Here is a 16,417-nt window from a genome sequence, read left to right as displayed (position 1 = left end):
GACCCCCTAAAGTAGTTATATTACTAACACAGACTTAAATCAATTTATCCCTGCCCTTACCTTATGTGCCTTCCGAAATGCATCAGCAATCATCTCTCCATCCCTCTCCTGAAGGCACTCCCTTAATTCCTTGATTTTTTGTTCCCACAGGTCAAGCCCCCCTAAAATTGCCTCAGCATTTCGCACCATGATTTCCTTCCACATTTCAGGAGAACTATCTGCAATACGCGTTAATTCCCTGAAACTCCGACCAGCTAAGGCCAAGGCTGATCCCCCTTCTTTGCACGCATCCTGCGTTGCCAAAGTTAAGGCTACCGCCAATAAATGGGGAATATGACTAACCATTGCCACTTCTGCATCATGGCGGACAGGATCTCGAAAAATGACCTTAGCTCCAAACTCCTGTACAGTTTCCACGAGTTTTTGAACCACTTGATGTGGACAATCCTCTGCCGGAGTTAAGACGTAGGGATACCCTCGAAAAAGGTCTGCATTAGCAGCACCAAAACCGGATTGTTCTGAGCCTGTCATAGGATGACCGCCTACAAAATGGAAGCCTCTAACATCCATTTTAGAATCAATCATCGATTTGTGGCAAATTTCTCCCTTTATACTTCCTACATCTGTCACGATCGTCCCCTTGGTAATTTTTCCTGATAATTGGTCAAGACCCTTGGCCAACTCTTGCAGAGGAAGTGCTAAAACGATTAAATCGACGTCTAAGAATTTAGGCATAGATGTCCAACCTGTTTGGAGCCACCCTCTCCCCACAGCTTCATCGATACTGGCCTTATTTGACTCAACTGCAAAAACTTCCCAGCCGGCCCTATGCAAAGCTCCTGCCCAAGACCCGCCAATCAGACCTAAACCGAGGATGCAAGCCCTCGGTATCCGAAGGCCCGACCAACCCGGTGTTAAATCCACTTCACTGTCCATTGATATTAAAGCTTCATTTAACACACTTACTCACTTCCCCCAACTCTCGATCTAAGGCAGAAGCAAGCCTTGCTAAATCAGCCATCATAACTTGAAACCTTTCAGGGTTTAAAGATTGTTTTCCGTCTGAAACGGCCTTTTCCGGATGAGGATGAACTTCAACAATCAAACCATCTGCTCCTGCAGCAAGGGCAGCTTTAGCCATAGGATGGACTAAATGCCATTTTCCGGTCCCATGACTGGGGTCAATAATGACCGGTAAATGCGACAGGGCATGCAAAGCAGGAACCATACTCAAATCAAGAGTATTTCTAGTATAACTTTCAAAGGTTCGAATCCCCCGCTCACAGAACATGACTTGATAATTTCCGCCATCCATAATGTATTCTGCCGCCATCATCCATTCTTCCAATGTTGCAGATGGCCCTCTTTTAAGAAGAACAGGTTTCCCACACTTGGCCGCTTCTTTGAGGAGGATAAAGTTCTGCATGTTCCGAGCACCAATTTGGAGTACATCAGCATATTCAGCCACCAGAGCAACATCTCGGGCATCAATAACCTCAGTAATCACCAATAGGCCGGTTTGCTCTCGAGCTTCTGCCAAATAGCGCAATCCTTCTTCTTCCAGCCCTTGAAAGGAATAAGGCGAAGTGCGCGGTTTGAAAGCCCCACCACGCAAGAAGGTCGCACCTGCTTCGCGCACAGCATGTGCTGTTTCCAAAATCTGAGCTCTGCTTTCAACTGCACAAGGCCCAGCCATGACGTGGACCCTGTTGCCGCCAATTTCCTGGTCTCCAATGCGGATAATACTATCTGCAGGGTGAAACTCCCTGCTAACCAGTTTATACGGTGCCAGAATAGGCACAACTTTTTCTACCCATGGCAGTGCTTCTAAATCGAGAGCTTCAAGTCGTGTGCGATCCCCGATTGCCCCCATAATTGTTCTTTCCACCCCTTGGGAAAGGTGAATTTTGAATCCCTCTTCCGTTAAGCGTGTGGAAACCTCTTCAATCTGTTCTGCCGTTGAACCCATTTTCATAACTACAATCATTTCCCCGACCCCTTTCTACCATCCTACATTACATTTTCTTCTTGTTTTACATTATTATGCATTGAGCTAGCCCTTTGAGCTAAGTCAAATCTTGACTGTTATCCCCTCAAGCCCCACGAGTCATTTTAGATATACAAAAAAGCACCCTGAATAGAGGGTGCCTTAATTCCAACTCGCGCCCATCCTACTATCCTACCTATCTTCATCATCTTCGACGAGCCCTTCACGCGAAGCCCTCGCCGGAAACCCCAGACCGCCATTCTACACAAGCTTTGCCAAACAAAGCTTCCCAAACATCCTGAAATTCAAGATTAACGCTATCTTACCACAGAAAGGCCCCTCCTCACAACCCCTAATACCACAAAAATCGACGACCAATTAATCCAATGGGGAGGCTCACACTTTACAAGTTGAGAGGCACTTATTTCTCGAGTGAATTAAAGGATACTTCGTTTCACCCTCAAAGGTAATTACAGGTTCATCATCGAAAACAGAAGTGGGACCAAACGGCAGGTGGAGCTATTTAGCTCCACCTGCCGTTTAGCCCCTTGCCCTTGTCCCTAATCCTTGATGCCCGCTAAATATTTAACAACATTTTTACGGGCCTGTATGTCGTATTTACTCATGATAGCTATCTTCTCCATGACCGGAGAACCGCCGCCATGAATACCGCTGATTCCTGTTGCAGCCCCTGTCGAGGACGCAATCAGATTTTCAACTAAACGATACGCCCTGTGCTGATTCTCAGCACAGACATCAGATTTACGCATAATATATTTTTCCAAATCGTCTTTAGTATCCGGGCCGTAAAAATCTTCTTCAAAAGGCAACGTGGCTGCCAGTCCCCCAGCAATATCTGCCAGAGTTTCGAACTCGTGATATATATTGACTCCAGCATGGTAACGTCCGACATTCGTGAAAACAACATCGGGGGCAAACGTTCCGGATGCACTTTTAAATCCCTTAACCGAGGCGGCAATTCCAGCGCCATAAACCAACTCGCCTACGGTAATTAATTCAGCCAGTTTATCCCGAACATGCGAGGCTTTACCTATGCCGTTATACTCCGCCATCAGAGCAGTTGCTCCGAGGAAAATATCTGACAAGGCTGGTTTACAACCAGTATAGCTATGCCGATGATAAGTGGCAAACTGAGAAGCTAATTGTCCGGCAAATTCTGTTTCCCCGTTCATGAACACTCGTTCCCATGGAACAAAGACATTGTCAAAAACAGTAAGTGCATGCATGGTTCCATAGTCTTCAATCGGAGCTTTAAGATGCTTTCGTTTCCGGTGATTATGGGGAAGGCTGATCAACTTGATTCCGGGTGCATCAGCTTGAATCGCAAAGGCGACTGCCCAATCCCCTTCTTCTTTGGTTAACGCTCTTGTAGGGATAACTATTAGTTCATCAGCATAGGCTGCAATAGAGTTATGGGCTTTAGCCCCCCGTACCACAATTCCGTCCTCTCGTCTTTCTACAATGTGCAGGTACAGATCCGGATCAGCTTGTTGATGCGGTCTTAGATTTCGGTCACCCTTTACATCTGATTGCGCAGCATTTCCTACCAAGTCATTATCCTGGAAGAAACGCAAATACTTTAGAAAGCGCTCATGATAGTCAGTACCTTTAGCGTTGTCAATGTCCTTAGTAACCAAGGAAAGACCGTTCATAGCGTCAATTCCCATGCAACGTTGGATACAACGTCCACATACTAAGCACAATTTCCGAGTCATTTCCTGTTTTTTAAGCAAATCATCGGTGGATTGATGCATATGTGTAAAACGGTTGATTTTCTCTCCACTCAAATGAGATGTGGTAGTTAAGAGATCAGTGTATTCCTGATCATCCACTAAATCATAGGTTAACGCAAGAGTTCTGATCCCCGGCTCAAAATCCGGATGATCGCGACCAACTAATTTTCCATTCATATACACATTAGGACGCATGGAAAGAATTTTTTCGCGATACTCTTTACTTGTTCTCATATTTGAAAACCCCTTCGCCTATTTTACGTCCAAGTAAACCGGCATCCACATACTTCTTCATTAATGGACAAGGTCTGAAGCGTTCTCCCAAGGTCTTGTGTAAATACTCAAGGACCTTATATCGAGTATCCAGTCCGACCATGTCACTCATTTCCAAGGGCCCCATAGGCAGGTTAAGACCTATTTTGGCAGCCTTATCAATATCCTCTGCCGAGGCAACCCCTTCCATCAACATATAAAATGCTTCATTCCCCAGTAAGACGTTTAAACGGCTCGTAGCAAACCCAGCGGCATCATTAACAATCACAGTTTGTTTACCCATCTGCTCAGCAGCGGTTATTATTGCTTGGACCGTCTCATCACTTGTTTTCAGCCCTTTTACAATTTCAACCAATTTCATTTTTGGAACAGGATTAAAGAAGTGCATTCCTATTACCAACTCAGCATTCTTTGCGAAAGACCCAATTGCAGTAACACTTAGAGACGAGGTATTGGTCGCTATTATAGTTCCTTCGGGGCACATTACGTTTAATTGTTTAAGGATTTCTCCTTTCATGTCAATATTTTCTGCTATAGTTTCAATAACAAGATCTGCATCCTTGACGGCAGTCTCTAAATCATTCGATACTTTCATCCGCGCCAGACAACTATCCATGGTCTCTTGGGTTACTTTACCAATTTTCACGCCAGTTTGAAGGTTTTTCTGAACGTAAGCTTTGCCCTGTTCCAACGCTTCCTGTCTTCTCCCGTAAAGTGTTACATTATACCCACCGACTAAACCCGCATAGACAATTCCGGTTCCCATTATCCCACTGCCAACAACAGCAATATTTTTAATCTCTTTTGACAAAATCTTCGCCTCCCCTATCGCATTAATTTTTACCCACATTCTTTCTAAAAATCACGGGGGTTAACAGTCGCTGCCAAAATGTGCCTGAACCCATTTTGGCAGAATACTTTCTGGTATTGTCTGACTCTCTTTGTTTTATTCGGCATTCTTTCTGAATTGGCGCCAATTTGGTTTTCTTTTTTCTTTGAATGCGTTAAATCCTTCATGGACTTGATCTGAACCCCAGATGTAACTTAGGTAAACTGAGCCGGCCATTAAGGAAGGATACATCATATCTGATTCGAAATTCAAGGAAACTTTGGCTATCCGAATCGATTGCGGGCTGCGATCGAGGATGGTATCACACCATTTTTGAGTTTCGGTATACAAATCTGCGTAAGGAACTACTTTGTTAACCAAACCCATTTCTAAAGCTTCTTGCGCGGTATAGATATTACACATCATAATCATTTCGCGTGCTTTTTTCTCACCCACGATCCGCGGTAACATCTGCGTTGCTCCCCATACTGGGCAAGCTCCTACTTTCGGTCCGGCTTGACCAAATTTTGCATGTTCAGCGGCAATCGTCATATCGCAGAATATATTCAATTCGTTACCGCCACCGATGCAATAACCATTAGCGGCCAAAATGATCGGAACTCTCATATTGCGCATAATCGTGGACATCTTCATCAAGGCATTGTTCCAAACCTGACCGGTTACATGATCAAGGGCATTCATCATGTCAATATCTCCACCGGCATTAAACACTCTTTCGCCAGCAGCTGTTAAGACGCATACTCCAATGGTCTGATCTCTTTCTACATCTTCAAAAGCGGCAGTCAATTCAAGTACCAAGTCATAAGTTAATATATTCATGATTTCCGGACGATTAATAGTTATCCAAGCTGACCCGTCTCTTTTCTCATACAATATTTCTAAAAATTCTCTGTCTAGTGGTACATACTTCACGCTTGCTTTCATTGTTAATTTCCTCCCTTAATTTTGGTTTATTGCAGAATTTTATTTTGAAATATACAATTTTATAGGTTACATCTTATTAAGAATGCATGGTCAATCCGCCACTGACGCTAAGGGTTTGCCCAGTAATATATTCAGCATCATCTGAGGCAAAAAACAGAACCGCATTAGCTATATCTTTAGGTTCACCTAGGCGACGCAAAGGAATGGCTCTTTTGACTGCTTCCATCAACTTAGGATTCTCGGCACTAACCTCTGCCAAAAATGGTGTGTCACTAGGACCAGGGGATACACAGTTAACATTGACTTTATAACGAGCCATTTCCCGTGCCAGAGTTTTGGTAAAGGTAATTACCCCGCCCTTCGCGGCAGAATAAACAGACTCACCTGTTGAACCTACCCGTCCGGCATCGGAAGACACATTGACAATTTTGCCATAGTTATTTTGCATCATGTTATCAACAACTGCTCGACAGCAGATGATTGGTCCTTTTAGGTTAATTGCAATGACTTTATCCCATAACTCTTCATCCCCAGTAACAAATGGTTTGACCTTATTCCAGCCAACGTTATTAACTAGAATGTCGATCTTACCATACTTTTCGATCACCTTAGCGACCATGTCATTGACTTCTGCACTTTTAGTGATGTCAACTTTAGCCGCCATGGCCTTGCCGCCCATAGCTTCAATCTCTTTGACTACTGCTTCAGCGCTTTTGACGTCAACATCAACTACAACCACTGTGCCGCCCTGCTCAGCCAGACCTAAAGCAATTCCACGGCCAATCCCTCGCCCAGACCCTGTAACAACCCCTACTCTGCCAGCAAATTTCATCATATTTCCTCCTAGATTTTTTATTTAACTTAAATTAGTTGTTGCACTGCCTGTAATCTTGGTCAGTTGAACTAAATTAAGCTTAAACCCCAGATCCCCTGATAAGCTTCTGAGTATTTATGCTATCTTTATAAACTTATTTTCCTTGGAAATTCGGTTTCCGTTTTTCTAGAAAAGCCGTCATGCCCTCAGTACGATCACTTGTTCCGTTCAAAAAAGCTTGACTTAATTTTTCTAGGGCTAACCCTGTAGGGAAATCAGTGGCCATTCCCATGTCAATTACCTTTTTAGCCATTCGTATAGCAAGCGGTGCTTTAGCGGTAATTTTTTTTGCCATTTCAAATGATGCAACAAGCAACTGGTCGTGAGGGACAACTTTATTTACCAGCCCAATTCGTTCTGCTTCAACAGCATCAATGACTTCCCCGGTAAAAATCAGTTCTTTAGCCTTCCCTTTGCCGACCAAACGTGGCAGACGCTGGGTTCCACCACCACCTGGCAGAATTCCAACGGTCGGTTCGACAAGTCCAAACTTACCTCCCTCGCTTGAAACTCTAAGGTCACAAGCCATGGCAAGCTCACACCCTCCTCCCAAGGCAAAACCATTAACAGCAGCGATGATTGGTTTTATCGTATTTTCTAATTCTGTCAAAACTCCTTGTACTCCAGGTTCTAGCGCTTCAATAGATGGCCGTTCCAAAAGCCATCTAAGATCTGCCCCAGCCGCAAAAGCCTTGTCTCCTGCTCCCGTAATAATGACTACTTTAACTGATTCATCATTATTTATCTCTTTGGCTAGCTGCCCAATGTCCTCCCATGTTTCCCAATTAAGAGCATTTCTTACTTCCGCTCGATTAATAGTCACCAGTAAAATGCCTTCTCTGTTCTCCAAAATAAGATTACGGTAAGTCCCCAATTTGTATCCACCCCTTTGAACCTCATTCAAATACTCTTACACTCCGCCTCCGCCAAGACGTGTTCCTTATGGGACAGGGTATTGACAAAACCCAATCCTCAGCACGATAGTATTTATTAAGGTTGCACATTTTGCTGAAACGAGTTTACTAACCTTTAAACTCCGGAGCCCTTTTGGCAAAGAAAGCATCTACGCCTTCGATAAAGTCGGCTGTACCGAAATTAGAAGCGCTCTCTACCGCCTCTAATTGCATACCCTCTTTAAGAGGTAAATCTAACCCTTGATTTATACACCTTTTTGTCATAGCTACAGCTATAGGACCTCTGCTTGCAATTTGTTTAGCCAAAGCTTTTGCGGCGTTAAGAACCTCACCTACAGGCACTACTTGATTGACAAAACCAACTTTTTCAGCTTCCTCAGCTTTCATCTTCCGGCCTGTAAAGAGTAGTTCCTTAGCTTTAGCAACTGGAATTTGCCGCGGTAATCTTTGAGTACCCCCACCTGCAGCTATAAGGCTTAAGTTTACTTCGGGGCAACTGAAACTTGCACTCGTGTCCGAGATTACAATGTCACAAGCCATTGCAATTTCAAAGCCGCCGCCAACAGCCAGTCCACTGACCGCACAAATCACAGGTCTATAAAAATTGGCAATCTTAGTAAAGGTATCTTGAAAACGCAAATTCGTCACCAGTCCCGTTTCAGGTGTTTCAGCTCTTAAACTGTCGATATCTGCCCCTGCCACAAATACTTTTTTACCGCCTCCGGTAATTATCACAACCAGAACCTTAGGTTCCCTAGCCAGATTATCAAAAATTGATTGGAACTCCATTAAAGCTTGCGGATTTAAAGCATTAACAGGTGGTCGATCAATTGTCACCACTGCCATATTTTCCTCTATCTGGCATTTAACAAATTCATTCCCTTTATCCACTATTTAAGCCTCCTTGACTTTAACTCAAAATAATTGAGGGCAGAGTATGCGTACTTCCTTCACTCCCTTATCAAGATATCCTGAGTCTCATCTGTGATCATTATGAACAAATAAGTCAATCTGTGATTTTATTCTGAACTGACACACTTATCTGAATATTATTGCAATATCTGTGCCAACCCTATATTTAGAAATATATAATAGCCTTAGCCTTCGCAAGTCAGTAATTCTTGCTGAGACTAAGGCTAATCTTGCCAACAAAAATGTACGAGAACCATACACTTGTATGTTTCTCGTACAACACAATAAAGCCTATTATTCTATGAACTTCTAGGATCGACTAAAATATCAGGCATTTGTGAAAGCTTTTCATACAATTTCGACCTGCTTATACCGAGCAACCTCGCCGCCTTAGACTTGTTGCCATTAGCCTCAGTCAAGGCAGTTTGAATTGCTACTTGCTCTATGTTGGCCAGGCTCTGACCTATTAAACTCAAACCTGCTATCCCGCTAAATTTCTCTGTTTGAATGATTTCCTCAGGTAAATCTTGAAGATCTATTAAGCCATATTCTACATAATTCAATATTCTTTCAACCACATTTTCTAACTCCCTGATGTTACCTGGCCAATTGTAATGATCGAAAACTTCTAAGGCTGCTTCAGTGATCCCATCCACTCGTTTATTAAATGATTTGTTATATTTACTTATAAAATAATCTGCCAGAATTGGAATATCCTCTTTTCGCTCACGCAAAGGGGGTATCACTAAATCAATCACATTTAACCTGTAATACAAATCTTCCCTGAATTTCCCTTCAGCGACAAGACGTTTTAAATCCTTATTCGTAGCGGCAATAATTCTTACATCAACTTTACGAGTCTTAACATCACCTACTCGCTCAACTTCCTTTTCTTGAATGACTCTTAATAACTTACTTTGCAGTAAATATGGCATATCTCCAATTTCATCAAGAAAAATAGTACCTCCACTTGCTAACTCAAATTTGCCCGGTTTACCCTGTTTGCGCGCACCGGTAAAAGCTCCGTCCTCATACCCAAACAATTCTGATTCCGCCAGGTCACCGGGAATGGCCGAACAGTTAACCTTTATAAAAGGTTCTTTACGTCGATCAGAGGCATTATGAATGGAATGAGCAAACAGTTCTTTCCCAGTACCGCTTTCACCGGTAATAAGAATAGTCGAGTTTCCCCGTGCTACTTTAAGTGCCTGAGTTTTTAGCTTAGCAGTGCGCTTGTTACTGCAAATAATATTGCCGATTGTATAACTTGTTCCATTTACCTTAAACAGCTCATCCTTGTAATAGTTTAGTTGCATATTTATCCGATTCACCTGTTGCATTACATCTGCTAATTGATCTAAATCCTCATATATCTTGACCACTGTTCCCTTAATTTTGCTCTCTTTTGTAAAGGGCAAAGTTGAGATGACACAGGGTTTTGTATCGATTTCTAATACTTGTAAAGGGGAATGGTTGTCCGTTAGAGGGACAAATTTATTGATATTTTGTCCAATGATCTTTTCCTTTGACTTACCAACTCTCTTACAGAAGTTAGCATTTGCCATGTTGAGCCGACCTTGTTCATCTAATACCGCTACCCCTTCATAAGCAACCTCTAAAACTGTCTCCAGAGTCGTCTTGAGTTCCTTGACAATTTTTAATTCATGGGCAATTCCTTCAACATCCGTCAAGTCTTGTAAAACAAAGGTTGCCCCCTTTATTATTGTATTTTGATAGATGGGGACAGCAGTAGCGATCAATTTTAGCGCTTGATATTCAATCTTATGAGGCATAATCCAAGCCCCTTCAACAACAGGTACAAAATCATCTTTTAGATCGCTAAGAAATTCGCCGATATATTTACCTACTCGGATCCCTTGTAAGATATTCTTGGCGTATTGATTCGCTAAGGTGATAAACCCTTTATCATCCGTTGCAATAATTCCTGCAGGGACATTCTCTATAACACTGGACAATTCATTATATAAATACTCCGTTTGATCTAAGAGTTCGTTAACCGCACCTGCTTGGGTAATCGCACCAATTGGTTCGTTGGCCATATTAACAACAGGAGTTTGTCCAACTCGAACTGTATGCAACCAATGGGTCAATTCTTTCAAGTTATTAAAGGATTTGTCTTCCCGAAAATATGCAACCTCCCGGATGTAGTACGCTTCTATTGGAGTATCAATACTTAAATCATTCAATAAGCAACTAAATAGAGTCGACAATGAAAAATAGCCAATGAGTTGTCCAACTTCATCAACGACAGGTACTCCAAGAAGTTTAGAAGTTTTAAGCAGTTCCATCACTTTACGTATGCTGTCTTGGGGACGTAATTGATCCCTGTTAGGGAGCATAATGTCACGAACCTTCATGGAACATCTCCCCTTACTGATATTTTTAGGCTGTTAGAATTTTCCTCACATTTATTTTATCACACATGGATAGGGGTGTAATCAGAATATTTGGTCTAAACAAAGGAATATGCTTAAACTAGTTATCTTAATGTTCAAATCCTAATAGATCAAATCACAACGAATATACTCACAAGACATGATTAAAACCTGCATTTACCTATAACATGCCCTTAAAATGTTATAGGTAAATACAGGTTTTTTCGGAAACATTATCGCTTGTCGCCAAGTGAAGTATGGTCTTACCAATTTACAGTCGCAACAACCTAGCAGCATTTCCACCAAGAATGTTTCCCACCCCCTCCGCGGGGAGTGCTAATTTACTAATAGCTTCCATGTTGCTCTTAATCCCTCTCATGCCCGGCCAATCGCTGCCAAAAATGACTTTATCCGTGTTGCGAGCCAGTTCAGGAAAATAAGTCAGCAATTTGCCAGGAGGAAGACCCGCAAGCTCCATATAGAGATTTGAGTGAAGTTTGGAGAGAAAGAAAGCCTTTTCGTACCAGAACCCGCGACCCGAGTGGGCCATAACCAGGTTTAAATTCGGGAAATCTCCTGCTACATCATCCAAGTGCAGGGGATCTCCATACTTCATACGAGAGCCCTTAAAGACTGAGGAGCCGGTATGAATCAGGACGGGAATGCCTAAATCTTGAGCGGCTTGATAGAGGGGGTACATTCTCTGGTCGTTGAGGTAATAATGTTGGTAGGTGGGATATAATTTCAATCCCCGGAAACCCTCATCTTCAACCTTGTGGCGCAGTTCATCTCCCAAGTTAGTAAAAATATGAGGATTAATATCACAAAACGGTATTAACTTCGATCTGCCCCGGCAAAAGTCTCTTACTTGCTCATTAGTACAGATCCCCGTGGTAATATAACTTAATTCTGCCAGCACGCAGGCATAATCAACCCCTTCTGACGATAACAAGCCTTCAAAAGCTCCTGGGTCGTTATAACTATTAATATAGTCTTCGTACCCTTGGGAATGAACTTGTTTGATCCAATCAGTCACCCACGGATGGGAATAAGTGTATAACCCCATATGCACATGAAAATCTATGCGAGGTTTGGGGGATTTTTTGTCAGTGAATTCTAAGGTCATTTGTTCCATCTCCTTTCACCCTACCGGTGTACCTAAATTGGATACTTAACAGAAAAATGAAATTTACGATAACTCTAATTACTCAGGTCCGCTGTATTTAAACACACAAAATGGGGTACCGAGTACCCCCTGAATGGACGCGGTTGTGTGTTTTAGAAAGTGGAAATTACAATAGATTCATCTTTCGCGCTTCCATCGTTAATTCTGCTCGAAAATCGGGGTGAGCTATGGAGATTAATTCCTGCGCCCGTTGTTTTCTGCTCTTCCCGCGAAGTTTGGCTACACCATACTCAGTTACAACATACATAACATCGTTCTTTGTTGTAGTTACTGCAGAACCGGGGGACAAAGTCGGAACGATACGTGAAATCGTATTTTTACTAGCTGTTGATGGAAGAGTTATAAAAGATCTTCCTCCCTCTGATCGGGCGCAAGCTTGCGCAAAATCTGCCTGTCCTCCAGTTCCGCTAAAAGGATTAACTCCCATGGTTTCTGAATTGCATTGTCCCAGAAAATCGATCTGAATCGAACCATTAATACTAACTAGATTATTATTTTTTCCGGCAAGATAAGGATCATTGGTGAAGTCTACAGGGTGCATCTCGACCATAGGATTATGATCCATCATGCCAAATAGTTTTCGGGTGCCTTGTCCTAGAGTACAAATCATCTTACCTGGCAGATAGTTTTTTTTGCGGCCTGTGATTGCACCAGCATTAAATAAATTTAGAATGCAATCCGTCATCACTTCTGTATGAATGCCAAGGTCATGTCGGTTTTGCAGTTGCGTGATCACAACATCAGGAATGCTCCCCAGTCCAATTTGAAGGGTATCTCCATCTTTAATAAATTCAGCTACGTATTCTCCAATAGCTTTCTCGACTGGGGTTATTGTACGAGCAATTGGAATTTCAAATAATGGAAATTGACTTTCTATCACTGCAGAAACCTGAGAAATGTGAACTTTATTGTTTCCATATACGTATGGCACCTCAGGACTTACTTCTACAATCACTTCCCTTGCCTTGGAAATTGCTGCCACGGAATAATCCGCTCCTACCCCTAAAGAAAAGTAACCGAAACTATCCATAGGGGAAACCATAGAAGCCGCTACATCAACTTTAATATGATCATCCCTAATTAACTTTGGAACACTGTAAAAGTTATTAGGAATAACCTCTGCCCAGCCTTCTTCAGCACCTTTTCGAGACGCAACGCCTACAAACAGAGCTACGTGACGAACGTTCTCCGCTGTTTCGGGATCATAGTAACCATATTTCCTTTGAGCAAACATTTGCATTACTTTGACATCATGATAGTTGCGGCGTTGTTCTGATAAGGCGGTTAAAACTGTCGGTGGTTCGCCAATTCCCAAAGGTAAACATATCCAATCTCCATCCTTGATTAGTTTAATCGCTTCGTAAGCATCGCGTTTTTTGCTGTTGTAAAGTTCTTGAATTCGATTCATAATTTCAAAATTTCCTCCTCTTAAATATATGAAAATTCAGTTTTTCTTTGAAAAACCTTATCTATCCACCTGTCAATAATGAAGACATAGTAATCTCTTCATCTCAATCATGGGCTTAATTTCAATGATCTTGCCGAAACAGTATTCCAAACACCCGCGATCCTCGCATTTGAAGCATATACCATAGTATCAATCTTAATAATTCACCCTTGATCCTATCCTCATATCTGTGTTTAAGCTATCTTTCACCTCTTTCACCTGACAGTTAAGTCATGATCTATGAATCATAAAATTATCAGTATATTTTTAATATTTAAATATATTTGCAATTCCGGTGCCATTTTACTACTCTCAAATCACACAAATAATGATTTGTTAATCTTTGCTGTCTAATCGTCGAATATCCCCCGTCAACGGTTCAATGTCTACAGCATCAAAGAGGACAATGATAAACGCCATTGCGAATTTGCAGTGGGTTTATCATCGTCCTCTTAAAAGTCTGCATAAATCAGAGTTTTACCGAATCATACCTGCATCATAATAATGCAAATACGACTCGGTTTTTGCCGCTTACTGAACTTCCCAATAAACGATTCCTGCATTATGCCTGGTTCGAACACAATTTAGAACTCTTAGCCAACCCAAATGCCCCAGCGTCACAGAAAGTGCCAACCAAGTATGATACCGCCCGCCGTTGCTGGGAAACAATTTGTTAGTTTCAGAAAATGTACTCAAGCCATAAGCGCCAAGAATCCCAAGGACTTGTTCACTGCGTTTAGCCATACGGGAAAACTGGCGATCAATGGCTGAGTCAATTGATAAGATTGGTTTACCATGACCTGGATAAGCTTTAGAAGCCCTAAGCAGGCGAATCCTTGTCATAGACTCCTGCAATCTTACCAAGCTTAAGTCCCTCTGACTCCCCTTCAAGATCAAAAATGGGGTTTGGAGTAATTTCCGGAAGCAGTGTATCACCAGTAAACACTGCGCTATTTTCTACAAGTTGAAAACAACAACTGCGATCAGCAGGATGAACCCAAACCAAGGCACCTGAACGCTCCACAATTTGCGCTACAAACCCAAAATGATCATAGTGCCCATGTGTTACCAAAATATGCTCAATATTATCCCAGCGGACTTCAGCTTTCTTAAGAGTAGCTTCGAGGGCATCCAGTGCCTGTGGTGAATTTGGACCTGCATCCACTAGAATTGATTTTTTATTTTCATGTTCTATCAAGTAGGCATTTGCGTTGTATCCGATATCTGGCATTGGTATTTTATACTCATAGATCTGCATCCCATTGCTCCCCAATCGTACGTTTGATTAAAAACCAGAGAAGCATTGCCGCGAGCAACGCGGTAATGCTTCTCTCAGCAAGTATTATCTTTAGTTCTATTTTAGTACAGAGCTTCAATAATAGTAGCCATCCCTTGTCCACCGCCAATACAAAGGGTAACCATACCATAGCGACCCTTTCGTCTGCGCAGCTCATGAAGAAGAGTCGTCATTAAGCGGGCTCCAGTTGCTCCAATCGGATGACCCAAAGCAATTGCTCCACCATTGACATTTGTTTTCTCCATATCTAAACCAAGCTCCCGAATAACGGCTAAGGATTGTGAAGCAAAAGCCTCATTTAATTCGATCAAGTCAATATTTTCTAAAGTTAGTCCAGCTTGTTCTAATGCCTTGCGCACAGCCGGTACCGGACCAATCCCCATAATGTTTGGAGAGACTCCAGTCAATGTATCTGTAACAATCCTAGCCAACGGTTTAATTCCCTGTTCCTTGGCTTTATCAGCAGACATTAAAACTATTGCCGAAGCAGCATCATTTCGACCACAGGAATTACCGGCAGTAACAGACCCGCCTTTCTTAAACACTGGTTTTAGTGATGCAATTTTTTCCAGTGACGTATCCTTTGGCCCTTCGTCTGTATCGAAAATAACTGTGCCTTTACGAGATTTAATTTCAACCGGTACAATCTCATCTTTGAAAACTCCAGATCGCAAGGCTTTTTGACATCTTTGCTGACTATGAAAAGCAAATTGATCTTGATCTTCTCTAGAAACATTAAATTGTTCGGCCACATTTTCGGCTGTATCGCCCATCGAAACAACACCATAGATCGAAGCGGGTTGTCCTCCAGGTCCAGCTTCTGTTAGAGAATCAACTAAAACTCCATCACCTGCACCATATCCATAGCGAGCGTTTTTGAGATAAAAGGGCGCACGACTCAGACTCTCAGTACCCCCGGCTACTACTACGTCCGCTCTTCCAGTCTGTATTTCTTGGGTTCCATTGCTGATAGCTTTTAAACTGGCAGCACATTGACAATGTACTGTATAGGCAGAGGCTTCTTCTGGTATTCCTGCCAAAAGCGAGCAATTGCGAGCAATATTTGCTGCTTCAGTTGTTTGTCGTGACCAACCCATGATAACTGTTTCCACTAAATCAGGGCTCACTCCTGCCCGGGCAACTGCTTCTTTTACGGCCATGCCTCCCAGTTCTTGTGGAGTTATACCTTTGAGCGTCCCTCCAATAGTACCAACTGGAGTTCTTACAGCACTGACAATTACAACTTCTTTCATTTTGGTCCTCCTCTTTCTCTTAAAAATAATTATCAACTGCTCACTAACTTTTTCATTGCCTAAGTAAGGGATTTTTCTTTGCTCCCTCTGACAATAGTTTTCATTATTTCTTTGTCCTACTCTAACCCTATTTCATTTCATTCCTCCTTTGTTCTAAAATAATAACTACTTACTGAATAATGCAATTATTATGCCAATTTAATTCACCCTCGATGCCATAGAATCTGTAACCTATTTCGCTGGCGGGGACTCCAAAAAAGGCGAGGGAAACGTGAATGCTCTGGCTAAAACAAACGCTGCTTGCAGGGCCTCTGTCGGGCAAAGGGGAAAACACTCTTTGCAGTCCCAGC

General features: G+C 42.4%; 15 protein-coding genes. All 15 read right to left on the bottom strand.

Annotation, left to right across the window (positions count from 1 at the left end; genetic code table 11):
- Positions 1 to 39: 39 nt before the first annotated feature.
- Complete coding sequence (locus LJE72_RS16455; RefSeq protein WP_229249000.1) at positions 40 to 936, bottom strand: prephenate dehydrogenase; 897 nt, start codon at positions 934 to 936, stop codon at positions 40 to 42.
- 13 nt (positions 937 to 949) lie between these two features.
- On the bottom strand, positions 950 to 1,987 hold the full coding sequence (gene aroF / locus LJE72_RS16450; protein WP_229248907.1) for a 3-deoxy-7-phosphoheptulonate synthase: 1,038 nt from the start codon (positions 1,985 to 1,987) through the stop codon (positions 950 to 952).
- Between the two features lie 560 nt (positions 1,988 to 2,547).
- Positions 2,548 to 3,975: a 4-hydroxyphenylacetate 3-hydroxylase family protein gene (locus LJE72_RS16445; RefSeq protein WP_229248906.1), complete on the bottom strand. Its 1,428-nt coding sequence runs from the start codon at positions 3,973 to 3,975 to the stop codon at positions 2,548 to 2,550.
- Complete coding sequence (locus tag LJE72_RS16440) at positions 3,962 to 4,825, bottom strand: 3-hydroxyacyl-CoA dehydrogenase family protein (protein ID WP_229248905.1); 864 nt, start codon at positions 4,823 to 4,825, stop codon at positions 3,962 to 3,964. Before LJE72_RS16440 ends, LJE72_RS16445 begins: the two co-directional genes overlap by 14 nt.
- Before the next feature lie 135 nt (positions 4,826 to 4,960).
- The gene (locus tag LJE72_RS16435; protein WP_229248904.1) at positions 4,961 to 5,788 is read right to left on the bottom strand and encodes an enoyl-CoA hydratase-related protein; all 828 of its coding nucleotides are present in this window, start codon (positions 5,786 to 5,788) and stop codon (positions 4,961 to 4,963) included.
- 76 nt (positions 5,789 to 5,864) lie between these two features.
- Entirely contained in the window at positions 5,865 to 6,623 is a 759-nt protein-coding gene (locus tag LJE72_RS16430; protein WP_229248902.1) for an SDR family NAD(P)-dependent oxidoreductase, read from the bottom strand.
- A 133-nt stretch (positions 6,624 to 6,756) separates the two neighbouring features.
- Positions 6,757 to 7,536: an enoyl-CoA hydratase/isomerase family protein gene (locus tag LJE72_RS16425; protein ID WP_229248901.1), complete on the bottom strand. Its 780-nt coding sequence runs from the start codon at positions 7,534 to 7,536 to the stop codon at positions 6,757 to 6,759.
- 148 nt (positions 7,537 to 7,684) lie between these two features.
- Positions 7,685 to 8,467: an enoyl-CoA hydratase/isomerase family protein gene (locus tag LJE72_RS16420; protein WP_229248899.1), complete on the bottom strand. Its 783-nt coding sequence runs from the start codon at positions 8,465 to 8,467 to the stop codon at positions 7,685 to 7,687.
- Positions 8,468 to 8,787: 320 nt separating this feature from the next.
- The gene (locus LJE72_RS16415) at positions 8,788 to 10,866 is read right to left on the bottom strand and encodes a sigma 54-interacting transcriptional regulator (protein WP_229248898.1); all 2,079 of its coding nucleotides are present in this window, start codon (positions 10,864 to 10,866) and stop codon (positions 8,788 to 8,790) included.
- A gap of 289 nt (positions 10,867 to 11,155) precedes the next feature.
- Positions 11,156 to 12,010 (bottom strand): amidohydrolase family protein, encoded by an 855-nt coding sequence (locus LJE72_RS16410; protein ID WP_229248897.1) that lies wholly within the window; start codon positions 12,008 to 12,010, stop codon positions 11,156 to 11,158.
- 166 nt (positions 12,011 to 12,176) lie between these two features.
- Positions 12,177 to 13,478: an acetyl-CoA hydrolase/transferase family protein gene (locus LJE72_RS16405; protein WP_229248896.1), complete on the bottom strand. Its 1,302-nt coding sequence runs from the start codon at positions 13,476 to 13,478 to the stop codon at positions 12,177 to 12,179.
- 570 nt (positions 13,479 to 14,048) lie between these two features.
- Complete coding sequence (locus tag LJE72_RS16400; RefSeq protein ID WP_229248895.1) at positions 14,049 to 14,360, bottom strand: hypothetical protein; 312 nt, start codon at positions 14,358 to 14,360, stop codon at positions 14,049 to 14,051.
- On the bottom strand, positions 14,338 to 14,775 hold the full coding sequence (locus LJE72_RS16395; RefSeq protein WP_229248894.1) for an MBL fold metallo-hydrolase: 438 nt from the start codon (positions 14,773 to 14,775) through the stop codon (positions 14,338 to 14,340). The genes LJE72_RS16400 and LJE72_RS16395 overlap by 23 nt, the downstream gene beginning before the upstream one ends.
- A 101-nt stretch (positions 14,776 to 14,876) precedes the next feature.
- The gene (locus LJE72_RS16390) at positions 14,877 to 16,067 is read right to left on the bottom strand and encodes a thiolase family protein (RefSeq protein ID WP_229248893.1); all 1,191 of its coding nucleotides are present in this window, start codon (positions 16,065 to 16,067) and stop codon (positions 14,877 to 14,879) included.
- A 169-nt stretch (positions 16,068 to 16,236) separates the two neighbouring features.
- Positions 16,237 to 16,417: hypothetical protein (locus LJE72_RS16385; RefSeq protein WP_229248892.1), on the bottom strand; the 181-nt coding region annotated here is incomplete at its 5' end.

This window comes from Desulfosporosinus shakirovi (genome assembly GCF_020595055.1).
Lineage (GTDB): Bacteria > Bacillota > Desulfitobacteriia > Desulfitobacteriales > Desulfitobacteriaceae > Desulfosporosinus > Desulfosporosinus shakirovi.
The sequence above is the reverse complement of the archived record's forward strand: the minus strand, read 5'-3'. Positions and strand labels throughout refer to the sequence as shown.

Bases quoted from the DNA above. Each gene is read 5' to 3' on its own strand.
- LJE72_RS16435 (WP_229248904.1), bottom strand. From the start codon at position 5,788: ATGAAAGCAAGCGTGAAGTATGTACCACTAGACAGAGAATTTTTAGAA.
- LJE72_RS16390 (WP_229248893.1), bottom strand. From the start codon at position 16,067: ATGAAAGAAGTTGTAATTGTCAGTGCTGTAAGAACTCCAGTTGGTACT.
- LJE72_RS16395 (WP_229248894.1), bottom strand. From the start codon at position 14,775: ATGCAGATCTATGAGTATAAAATACCAATGCCAGATATCGGATACAAC.
- LJE72_RS16415 (WP_229248898.1), bottom strand. From the start codon at position 10,866: ATGAAGGTTCGTGACATTATGCTCCCTAACAGGGATCAATTACGTCCC.
- LJE72_RS16405 (WP_229248896.1), bottom strand. From the start codon at position 13,478: ATGAATCGAATTCAAGAACTTTACAACAGCAAAAAACGCGATGCTTAC.
- LJE72_RS16400 (WP_229248895.1), bottom strand. From the start codon at position 14,360: ATGACAAGGATTCGCCTGCTTAGGGCTTCTAAAGCTTATCCAGGTCAT.
- LJE72_RS16410 (WP_229248897.1), bottom strand. From the start codon at position 12,010: ATGACCTTAGAATTCACTGACAAAAAATCCCCCAAACCTCGCATAGAT.
- LJE72_RS16430 (WP_229248902.1), bottom strand. From the start codon at position 6,623: ATGATGAAATTTGCTGGCAGAGTAGGGGTTGTTACAGGGTCTGGGCGA.
- LJE72_RS16445 (WP_229248906.1), bottom strand. From the start codon at position 3,975: ATGAGAACAAGTAAAGAGTATCGCGAAAAAATTCTTTCCATGCGTCCT.
- aroF (WP_229248907.1), bottom strand. From the start codon at position 1,987: ATGATTGTAGTTATGAAAATGGGTTCAACGGCAGAACAGATTGAAGAG.
- LJE72_RS16455 (WP_229249000.1), bottom strand. From the start codon at position 936: ATGGACAGTGAAGTGGATTTAACACCGGGTTGGTCGGGCCTTCGGATA.